Below are 11,007 nucleotides of genomic sequence, written 5' to 3' on the forward strand. Positions count from 1 at the left end.
CGACGATCAACAGCCCATTGCCACCGACCGCCACGCAACTTCCGTGGATCGTGGCATTGCGCTTTTCGGCCATGCGGGACAGCGCATCGACGCTCATAACTCAGATCGGTAGCGCCACGACAAAGCGGGCGCCAAGTGGGTCCGAGGTGACGTCGGCATCCGTGGGCCGGATGTTCTCGGCCCAGATGACGCCGCCATGGGCCTCGACGATTTGTTTCGAAATGGCCAGCCCCAGCCCAGAATTATTGCCGAAATGCTCCTCGGGACGCTGCGAATAGAACCGCTTGAAGATCTTTGTCAGCGCCTGATCGGGAATTCCAGGCCCGGTATCCTCGACCACGATCAGCACGCGGCCATCCCGACGCCGCGCCCAGACGCGAATGGCATCGCCTTCGCCACAGAAGGAAATCGCGTTGGTGATGAGGTTGACGAACACCTGCGCCAATCGCGCTTCCAGCCCCCGAATTGTAATGGGTTCGTTGGGCATGTCCGTTATATAATCTATCCCTTTCGAACGTGCGTCTTCGCCCAGGAACTGACCCAGGTTGTCAAGCATCGCAAGCATATCGAACGGTTCTTCGTCTTCTTTCACCAGTTCGGCATCCAGCCGCGATGCGTTTGATATGTCGCTGACCAGGCGATCCAGTCGACGCACATCGTGCTCGATGATCTCCAGCAGCTTTTCGCGCTGTTCTTCCTTCTTGACCACGCGCAACGTGCCAACCGCCGATTGCAGACTGGCGAGCGGATTCTTGATTTCGTGCGAAACATCCGCAGCAAACTGTTCGTTGCCCTCGATCCGGTTATAGAGCGCCGCCACCATGCCGCGCAGTGCACGACTGAGCCGGCCGATCTCATCCGGCCGCGCGCTCAGATCCGGTATGCGGATACGCCCGGGGTTGATGCGCTGGTTGTGATGATCGTTGCCCATCTCGGCGGCCTCGGCCAGATCGGCAAGCGGGTTGGCGATTGTGGAAGCCAACACCAGGCTGAGGCCGACCGAAACCAGCAGCGCGACAACGAACATCTGCAGGACACGTTCCTGTTCCTGCCGGGCCAGTGCGTCGATTTCTCCGGCTGGCCCGGCCATCGCCAGAACCGCAATTGTCTGCCCAGCTCGCTGTATCGGAGTTGTGGCCACAATGACCGTTCCTCCTCGGGCGTCGGTAAGCGCCCTAACCCGAGAGCCGGACTCGACCGTTACGGGTACCATCGCGCCCACCTGCTCGGCCAGGTCCGGCGAGGGCCTTGACTGACTGCCATTCAGAATCGACGCCATGCCGTTCCAGACCGCGTTCAGACCATCACTGATAATTGTTGGCCCGGTGTCGAAACGGCTATTTAAAACAGTCGCGGGCAACTGGGTCGAGCCGCGCACCCACCCCGCCAGATCACCCAGAGGGTCGAAAACGAAAACCTCGACGCCATTGCGAAGGCTCAAACCCGCCAGCGTCGCCTCGATATCAAGCTCGTCGCTGTCGTTGATCGTGGCTGGATCGCTGGCGATTCTGGCCTCGAATACGTCCCCGGCCAGTTCCGCTTCGCTGATCAGGGCACTTGCCCGCTGCAACACCTGGTCTTCGCGGGTGTCATCCAGCCATAAGAGCCCTGCAACCAGAATGATCAGGGCAATCAGGTTGAACGTGATAATCTTGCGCGCAAGTGTCGAGCTGTGCAGCGCCAGCAGGCGCCGCCGGGGACGGACAAAACGCATATCCGGTGAATTGGGATCAATCGGGATAACCCAATCGTCCCCAAGAACCACATCCCCGTCGCGTGGCCCGTTCGCTGATCCTGTGTCGCGCACGAGAATCCCTTCGCCTTCCCCCACAAAAGGGCGATTATTCTTCGTTGTATCTGTACCCTATTCCATACAGCGTTTCGATTGCCGAAAAATCCGAATCAGCCATACGCATTTTTTTGCGCAGGCGTTTGATGTGGCTGTCGATCGTGCGATCATCGACATAGACCTGATCGTCATAAGCGACATCCATCAGCTGATCGCGGCTCTTGACGAAACCCGGCCGCTGCGCCAGCGCTTGCAAAAGAAGGAATTCGGTCACCGTCAATGAAACATCCGTTCCCTTCCAACTGACCGCATGCCGCAACGGATCCATCCGTAGATGTCCGCGTTCCATCACCTTGGCGTCGCCATTGCCGACCTCGATCGCTTCACCCGAATTGGCCTCCTGCCGACGCAAAAGCGCACGAATCCGTTCGACCAGAAGGCGTTGCGAGAATGGCTTTTTCACATAGTCGTCCGCGCCCATTCTCAGGCCCAGAACCTCGTCTATTTCGTCGTCTTTCGACGTCAGAAAGATCACCGGCATCTGGGTTTTCTGGCGAAGCCGCTGAAGCAAATCCATGCCATCCATTCGTGGCATCTTGATATCCAGAACCGCCATGTCCGGCAGTCTCTTGTTGAAGGCATCCAGCGCCGCCTGCCCATCGTTATATGTTTCGACCTCGAACCCTTCGGCCTCGAGTGTCATGGATACGGACGTCAGAATATTTCTGTCGTCATCCACCAGTGCAATCTTTGACATTGGGAGTGCCCCTACTGCTCTACTGCTCAATCTTCGTAAGTTTTCATGCATTTTTGGCGTTTTTGTGACCACGAATCAATGCATATCTACGAATCACTTAAAAACTGTTGCTCAATTGGAGACAAAGAACCCTTAACCCGATTGAATCGATGCCACCTAATTGAGCGCTAAATACATGGTTGCGCTAAACCTCGCCTTGGTGGCGCTAACTGCGCCAAACCGTCCTGTTCATGCTCTAAACTAGCGTGATAAGACCCCCGCGACCGCCGGTCATTTCTGCCGGTAAACTGCCCCAAGAGCGCAAACGGCCAAGCGCGCCGCCGCGCCGCCATAGGAGAGAAATCGCATGACATCTGGACGGGTTAACCCGCAATTCCGCCTCGAGGATCAGGGCATCGAGGGTCTGGGCAATGTCTTTTACAACTTCATGGAACCGGCGCTGATCGAAGAGGCGTTGAAGCGTGGCGAAGGCACGCTGGGCAATGGCGGGGCTTTCCTGGTTACGACCGGGAAATTCACCGGGCGTTCCCCCAAGGACAAGCACGTCGTAAAGACCGAGAGCGTCGCGGAAAAGATTTGGTGGGAAAACAACGCCGAAATGAGTCCCGAAGGCTTTGACGCGCTCTATCTGGACATGCTCGAGCACATGAAGGGCCGCGATTATTTCGTGCAGGACCTCGTTGGCGGCGCCGACCCGACCTATTCGATCAACGTGCGCATGGTGACCGAGCTTGCCTGGCACAATCTGTTTATCCGTCACCTCCTGCGCCGCCCGGATCGCGAGGATCTGGACGAATTCACCGCTGATTTCACGGTGATCAACTGCCCCAGTTTCAAGGCGGACCCGAAAAAGCACAACTGCCGCAGCGAGACGGTGATTGCGCTGAACTTTGACCGCAAGCTGATCCTGATTGGCGGCACCGAATATGCGGGCGAGAACAAAAAATCGGTGTTTACCCTGCTGAACTACATGTTGCCGGAAAAAGGCGTGATGCCGATGCACTGTTCGGCCAACCACGCGGTTGGAAACCCGGTTGACACCGCCGTGTTCTTTGGCCTCAGCGGCACCGGCAAGACGACCCTGTCGGCAGATCCAGCGCGGGTTCTGATCGGTGACGACGAACATGGATGGTCGGATCGCGGCACCTTCAACTTCGAAGGTGGCTGCTATGCCAAGACCATCAACCTCAATGCCGAGGCCGAGCCGGAAATCTATGCGACCACCAAGAAGTTCGGCACCGTGATCGAAAACATGGTGTTCGACCCCGAAACCAAGAAGCTGGATTTCAACGATGACAGCCTGACTGCGAACATGCGCTGTGCCTATCCGCTGGAATACATCTCGAACGCGTCCAAATCAGCGCTTGGCGGGCACCCCAAGAACATCATCATGCTGACCTGTGACGCATTTGGTGTTCTGCCCCCGATCGCACGGCTGACCCCGGCGCAGGCCATGTACCACTTCCTGTCGGGCTTCACCTCGAAAGTGGCTGGAACCGAGCGTGGTGTGACCGAGCCGCAACCCACATTTTCAACCTGTTTCGGCGCCCCGTTCATGCCGCGCCGTCCCGAAGTTTATGGCAACCTGCTGCGCGACAAGATCGCTCAACACGGCGCCACCTGCTGGCTGGTCAACACCGGTTGGACCGGCGGTGCCTATGGCGTTGGCAGCCGGATGCCGATCAAGGCCACCCGCGCCTTGCTGACGGCCGCGCTGGACGGCTCACTGGCCGAAGCCGAGTTCCGCAAGGACGCCAATTTCGGCTTTGACGTTCCGGTTTCGGTACCGGGGGTGGCTGAGGTTCTTCTTGATCCGCGCCGCACATGGGACGATCAGGCCGCATTCGACAAACAGGCCGAAAAACTGGTTCAGATGTTCGCAGAGAATTTCGAACAATACCTGCCTTTCATCGACGAAGACGTCAAAGCCGTCGCAATCGGTTGAATAGGCCAGGCTGATTCTGCAACACCCCCTGTTCCGCACGGGGGGTGTTTTCGTTTAGCGAGAAACTTTCCAGGAAACTTCTACCCATAAGTGAAATCGCGAAATCGTGATCTTCACTGGCGATCAAAATTTCGCGTGCCGTGAAAAAAATAGGCCCGGCACAATTGCGCCGGGCCTTGACTGAAAGTACCTTGGGGCTGCGAATGCGCCACTCACTCATTCTCGCGATATCGGCAGCCTAATCAGACCTTAACCAAAGTGAACAACGTGATTTGTGTCAATATGAGACAATCCCTGAGGGCCAAAAAAACGTAACCGCGCGCATCGATTCCGCTAAAGCGCTAAAAAAGTAAGCAACCAGGATACTAGACCGAATGCTCGAAGTCTCGAAACTCGCTGAACTCCGCAAGCTGATGCAAAGCATGGAACAGACACTGGGGCTAGAAGAGTTGTCTCCGATCGAACGCGACATCTATTACGCCGCCGGAGAGTTGTCGAAGGCCGGGGAAGAAGTCCGCACGAACGGATTAGTCGGGCATGCCCTTGTACAATCCATCTCGCGCCCGACTTTTTTTCGGGCCCTGAAATCTCTGGTAGAGAAAGGGTATCTTTCGCAGTGCGAAACCACGAACCGGGGTCGGTACGTCGTGCACGCGCCACGACAATAAACTCTTTCCGATAGTAGGTTGCGTATTTCGGTCCAAGAAACGGTTACTGCCTCGCTCGCCTATGTCGCAGCCGCCATCGTGACGTTCGAATTTCTAATGCCTCTGCAGAACATCTTCTTTCCGGACTATCCGAGCCGGGCAAGCCTGCTGTTCCTGCCGCATGGTGTCAAAGTACTTACAGCCTGGATGCTGAAGTGGCGCGCAATTCCAGCCCTGTTTCCCGGTGTTCTAGTGGTGTTCGTGTATCTGGGCGGAACCGACGTATTCATGCTCAGCCGCATCTGGGCCATACTGGTCGCAGTCTCAGCCGCGCCACTGATGTTCCAATTCTTCAAGGCGCTCGGTTGGGACATTTATCCTGATCCCGCGCGGCCGGCCTGTTGGATCTGCGTCATGGCGGCGGGAGTGACGACTTCGGTTCTTTCGTCTTTTCTGACGAACATGGCATTCGGCAGCACTCCCGTCGAATACGTCGCCTTTTTGATCGGAGATGTCTTTGGGCTGTTCTTTCTAATGCTCGGCTTGCTTTTCGTCTTTCGTCTTCAGAACCGAACACGCTAGGCCAGTTTCATCCCAACAGCCCCCGGCGCAAAAGGTTCAGTCCGGCAACCAGAAGAACAAGCAACGTCACCTTGCGAAAAGTGGCCTGATCGATGCGGTCATGCAGCCTCATCCCGATCCACATTCCCAACACGGCAGGAACGATCAAAGCCATGGACAGACCAATCGTATCCTTGCGCAATATCCCGGAACCGAAATGCGCGCCAAGCAGTGCCAGAGCGCCCAATCCATAGATAACCCCTTGAATCCGGATCTGATCACGTTTTGGCGTGTTCAATGCCGTCAGATATGCCACCGTGGGCGGCCCCCACACGCCAGACATCCCGCCAATTGCCCCCGCGACCGCGCCTGCCACCGCCTGCCCCCGGGGCGTGTCCCGCTTGAGCGTGAGGGATATGCCCAACAATTGGATCAGCACAAAGAAACAAACTGACACGCCGATCATCACAAGAAAGGTTGACGCCGGAACCCGCGCAACCAGTTGCGCGCTGATTAGCAGACAAACCAATCCAACGATCAGGAACACCCTGAATTTCTTTGTCGTGGCAACTGCGGCGCTTGCCCCTTGCCACAAGGCCTGCATCACATTCGTGACCAGGGTCGGCAGGATCAATCCGGCCAACGCGAGATCCGGTGGCAGTATCATGCTCAATCCGGAAACCAGGATCATCGGCATGGCAAACCCCACCATACCCTTGACCAGCCCTGCCAACACGGCAATCGCACAAGCCAGTGCCAGATTTTCTGGCGTTAGAAGAATCAGGTCCATCATGCCCCTTGATAACACCGCGATTTTCTCTGCACTGCAAAAATCACTGCGTAATTTTCGAACTTTTTCAGGTGTAATTGTGTATTTTTGTTGCGCTGCATGTGCGAAATGATATGACCAAGCAACGAAAAAGAGGACGTGATTCATGGCCCATGACGGACAGGACGTGACGACAATGACCAATACCGCAATTTTGCCCGACCTTTTGCGGCTGACCGGCGCGGCGCTTGCCCCGGTCGAAGCCGTGTTCACCCGTGCGCTGGACTCGGTGCGCGCCATGGTGACATCGGATGGCAAGATCTCGGGTGCATTGATCGAAGCGAACCAGACCGCCGCGCATGGCTTGTCGTGGATGGCGACCTATCACCAGTCGCTGCGACAGATGCAGCGTTGGGCCGAAGCGCTGGAGGCCGACGGCAAGTTCGGCGAGATGGAGCAGTTGATCCACCAGATCGCGTTCGGCGAGTACCTCCACCAGATCGCGGGCGGCATCCCGATGAACCAGGGCGAAGTCGTGCGATTGCAGGAGCTTGGCCTGGGCTGGGATGCTTTGTCCGGCTTTCAGTGCGAAGAGGTTCAGACCCTGATGCGCGCAGGCAACAGCCAGGCGGCGCGCACGCGTCTGGTCGAATTGATGGAGGCTCAGGCCGGCGCCACCATGTTCGGGGCATCGGGGCTGGAAGAAGAGCTGGAAATGATCCGTGACCAGTTCCGCCGCTATGCACAGGAAAATGTGGAACCGAACGCGCATGACTGGCATCTCAAAGATGAGCTTATCCCCATTGAAATCATTGAAGAATTGGCCGAAATGGGCGTTTTCGGCCTGACCATTCCCGAAGAATTCGGCGGCTTCGGGTTGAGCAAGGCGTCGATGTGCGTGGTGTCCGAGGAGCTGTCGCGGGGCTATATCGGCGTTGGCTCGCTGGGCACCCGGTCCGAGATCGCCGCCGAGCTGATTATCGCGGGAGGTACGGACGAGCAGAAGGCAAACTGGCTGCCGAAGATCGCAAGTGCCGAAATCCTGCCGACGGCGGTGTTCACCGAACCCAATACCGGGTCCGATCTGGGATCGCTGCGCACCCGCGCGGTTCGGGACGAGAACGGCGATTACAAGATCACCGGCAATAAAACATGGATCACTCATGCGGCGCGGACCCATGTGATGACGCTGTTGGCGCGCACCGATCCGAACACGACGGATCATCGCGGATTGTCGATGTTTCTGGCCGAGAAGACCCCCGGAACCGACGAAAACCCCTTCCCCACACCGGGTATGACCGGCGGGGAGATCGAGGTGTTGGGCTATCGCGGGATGAAGGAGTACGAGCTGGGTTTCGACGGCTTTCACGTCAAGGGCGAGAACCTGCTTGGCGGCGAAGAAGGCAAGGGTTTCAAGCAGTTGATGCAAACTTTCGAGTCTGCCCGCATCCAGACCGCGGCCCGCGCCATCGGCGTGGCCCAGTCGGCGCTGGATATCGCCATGCAATACGCGCTTGAGCGCAAGCAGTTCGGAAAAGCGCTGATCAACTTCCCGCGTGTGTCGGGAAAACTGGCGATGATGGCGGTCGAGATCATGATCGCGCGGCAGCTAACCTATTTCTCTGCCTGGGAAAAAGATCATGACCGCCGCTGCGACCTTGAGGCCGGGATGGCCAAGCTGCTTGGCGCTCGGGTGGCCTGGGCCGCGGCGGATAACGGGCTGCAGATTCATGGCGGCAACGGGTTTGCGCTGGAATACAAGATCAGCCGCGTGTTGTGCGATGCGCGTATTCTGAACATCTTTGAAGGCGCTGCAGAAATTCAAGCGCAGGTGATTGCACGTCGCCTGCTTGGATGACCCTCGGGAGTTTACCTCATTCCCCAACTCGACCCGGCCTCGTGCCGGGTCTTTTGTTGATGTACCTTCGAACTGTGCGAAATGTACCGGTCCGTGACCCCCTGTTGTTCATTTTGTACAAGACTTTGAGCGCGATACGTGCCCTGATGCACGGGAAACCGGTTCCCACGATATTTCGAAACTGTTAACCTTCGACCTCATGGAGAACAGCTCAAACCGGCGCCTGGCGGCGATCCTGGCCGCTGATGTGGCGGGGTATTCCCGTCTGGTCGGCGTCGATGAGGAGGGCACCATCGCCGCGTTGCGCAGGCTACGCAATGAGGTGATCGAGCCGCTGGTTGATCAACATGGCGGGCGGATCGCCAATACCGCCGGCGACAGTTTCCTGATCGAGTTCCGCAGCGCCGTCGATTCCGTTCGCGCGGCGGTGGAAATTCAGACCCGCCTGAAAGACCGCAACGCCGCTCAGGACCCGGATCGCGCCATCGCGCTGCGCATCGGCCTGAACGTGGGCGATGTGGTTTCGAACGGGGATGACATCCTGGGCGACGGGGTGAATGTCGCCGCGCGGCTGGAGGCGCTGGCGGAACCGGGGGGCATCGTCGCCTCGCAGGCGGTGGTTACCTATGCGCGCGCAAATGTAACGGCGGGCTTTGTTCCGATGGGACCGCAAAAGGTCAAGAACATCACCGAGCCGGTCGAGGCGTTCCGGGTCGTATCCGACGCGCTGGAAATTGCAAGGAAACCGAAAAGCCGGGCGAGAATGATTGCGGCGGCACTGATCATTGTGGCGCTTGTGGCGGCAGGCGTCTATTGGGCCGCCCCGTGGACCTCGAACCAGTTGCGCGCCTCGGAAACGCGCATGGCCTTTCCGTTACCCGACCTGCCCTCGGTCGCGGTGCTGCCGATTTCCAACTATTCCGAAGACCGTGCGAACGAGATGCTGGTGGACGGCATATCCGAAGACCTGATCACCGATCTGTCCCGGATATCAGGCCTGTTCGTGATCGCGGGAAATACCTCGTTCGCCTATCGGGACCGGGATATCGACATTGCGCGTTTTGCCGAGGAACTGGGTGTCAGATATGTGGTCGATGGCAGTTTGCGGCGCACCGGCGAGACTTTTCGGGTCAATATCCGCCTGACCGACACGTCAAACGGGCGGCTGCTGTGGGCCGAGCGTTTCGACGGCGAGGGGGAGGATATTTTCGCCGTGCAAAAGCGTGTCGTGCTGGCGATTGCTGAGGCGCTGGACGTGTCGCTGGATGCGCAGGAGCAGGCGACGATCCAAAAGGTCGAGACGGAAACCGTTGCGGCACGGGAGGCGTTTCAGCGGGGCTGGGAGCTGTATTCACGCTTTAACGAACGCGACAATCTGGCCGCGATACCGCATTTCGAACAGGCGGTCGCGCTGGACCCGGATTATGCGCGCGCCTGGGCGGCCTTGGCGCTGGCGCATCTGCGCCCGCATATCTTTCACCACTGGAACGCATTCACCAGTGACCGGGATCAGCTTCATATCGGGTTGTTCTACAAGTACCTGCAGGAAACCTCGAAACGCGAGACTTCGTTGATCCATGTCATCCGTGCCATGGTCAGCCTGAACTTGCGCGACTGGGGCAACGCCGATGGCACCGGGCGGGGCGTGGACGAAGCGCGGCAGGAGGCGGCAAAGGCCATCGCGCTGCAACCCAGCGACCCCGAGGCGCATCTGGCCATGGGCTGGGCGATGATTGCGGCGGGCAAGCCCGAAGAAGGGTTGGCCTTTGTGCAGGCGGCGATGCGCCTCGATCCCGAACATCCCAGCCATTATGTGCTGCTTGAGGCGGCGGCGCTTTATGCGATGGGTGATCTTGATCAGGCCAGCGAGGTGCTGCGTGCCGAGTTGGAGCGCAACCCGCAAGCCAAGGAGCTGATGCCGCTGGCGGCCTCGCTCCTGGCGCTGAACGGCGACCGGCGCGCGGGCCGTGCGATGATCGACCGTTGGCAGACGGGGGAAAATGCGGGCGCTCTCGAAGAAGCCGTGAATGAGTATTTCTTTGTTGTGCGCTGGGACGGGAATGACCGCCATCTGAATCAGCGTCTGACCGATGGGTTGCGACTGGCGGCCTTGCCCGTGGGCACAACGGTTGCAAGCCTCAAGGCGGATCTGGCGCGCGGGGACGCGCGCGAGCAGCGGTCGGCGGCCCGGGCGCTGGCGCTTTTCGGCGCGGATGCCGCGCCTGCCGTTCCCGAACTGATCAAGCTGCTGGAAGGCCCTTCGGTTTTTGTGCGCAAGGAAGCGGCGGCAACGCTGGGTCAGATCGGCGCGGCGGCGGCCCCCGCGCTGCCCGCATTGGCGGCGCATGTCGATACGTCTTTGTCCGGCCGGGTCGCGGCCCGGGCGATCGAACAGATCGAGGGCGATCTGGCGGAATGAGGGCTGGTTCCGGCAGGTCGCCGGCCTTGACCCGATCGCGGATTGCTGGTTCTGCCTGGGGGGCCGATGCGCAAGAGGAGGGTATATGCTGCGTCTTGTCCTGATTTTTCCCTTGCTGGGGCTTTGGCAGTGCCAGCGTGACGAATCCGTTGCCGCCTATGGTGCGGCGGACCGGACATGGGGGTTGCAGGAAATCGACGGCGAGGTTTTTGCCGCCACGGCGACGCTGACCTTTCCCGAACCGGGAAAGGTTGCCGGTCAG

At 58.8% G+C, this 11,007-nt stretch carries 8 protein-coding genes; 5 read left to right on the forward strand and 3 right to left on the reverse strand.

Going from position 1 to position 11,007, the window contains the following annotated elements:
- Positions 1–100: 100 nt before the first annotated feature.
- Positions 101–1,807: an ATP-binding protein gene (locus AC2FNB_RS19000; protein ID WP_480752031.1), complete on the reverse strand. Its 1,707-nt coding sequence runs from the start codon at positions 1,805–1,807 to the stop codon at positions 101–103.
- Positions 1,808–1,841: 34 nt separating this feature from the next.
- Positions 1,842–2,546 (reverse strand): response regulator transcription factor, encoded by a 705-nt coding sequence (locus AC2FNB_RS19005; RefSeq protein WP_480752033.1) that lies wholly within the window; start codon positions 2,544–2,546, stop codon positions 1,842–1,844.
- A gap of 346 nt (positions 2,547–2,892) precedes the next feature.
- Here AC2FNB_RS19005 and AC2FNB_RS19010 point away from each other — a divergent pair, with 346 nt between their 5' ends.
- The 3 genes from AC2FNB_RS19010 to AC2FNB_RS19020 all read left to right on the forward strand — a co-directional run bounded on the left by AC2FNB_RS19010 (position 2,893) and on the right by AC2FNB_RS19020 (position 5,720).
- Complete coding sequence (locus AC2FNB_RS19010) at positions 2,893–4,491, forward strand: phosphoenolpyruvate carboxykinase (protein ID WP_480752035.1); 1,599 nt, start codon at positions 2,893–2,895, stop codon at positions 4,489–4,491.
- A 374-nt stretch (positions 4,492–4,865) separates the two neighbouring features.
- Positions 4,866–5,159 (forward strand): hypothetical protein, encoded by a 294-nt coding sequence (locus AC2FNB_RS19015; RefSeq protein WP_496748413.1) that lies wholly within the window; start codon positions 4,866–4,868, stop codon positions 5,157–5,159.
- Between the two features lie 18 nt (positions 5,160–5,177).
- A complete protein-coding gene (locus tag AC2FNB_RS19020) occupies positions 5,178–5,720 on the forward strand; it encodes a hypothetical protein (protein WP_496748414.1) in 543 nt (180 codons plus the stop codon).
- A gap of 7 nt (positions 5,721–5,727) precedes the next feature.
- Here the strand turns inward: AC2FNB_RS19020 and AC2FNB_RS19025 are convergent, their stop codons facing one another.
- Positions 5,728–6,489, reverse strand: a complete 762-nt coding sequence (locus AC2FNB_RS19025; RefSeq protein ID WP_496748415.1) for a sulfite exporter TauE/SafE family protein — start codon at positions 6,487–6,489, stop codon at positions 5,728–5,730.
- Between the two features lie 145 nt (positions 6,490–6,634).
- Between AC2FNB_RS19025 and AC2FNB_RS19030 the strand changes: the two genes are divergently transcribed.
- Positions 6,635–8,326: an acyl-CoA dehydrogenase family protein gene (locus AC2FNB_RS19030; protein ID WP_496748416.1), complete on the forward strand. Its 1,692-nt coding sequence runs from the start codon at positions 6,635–6,637 to the stop codon at positions 8,324–8,326.
- A gap of 199 nt (positions 8,327–8,525) precedes the next feature.
- Positions 8,526–10,745: an adenylate/guanylate cyclase domain-containing protein gene (locus tag AC2FNB_RS19035; RefSeq protein WP_496748417.1), complete on the forward strand. Its 2,220-nt coding sequence runs from the start codon at positions 8,526–8,528 to the stop codon at positions 10,743–10,745.
- Positions 10,746–11,007: the final 262 nt, after the last annotated feature.

The organism is Ruegeria sp. BHSB058 (assembly GCF_059613285.1).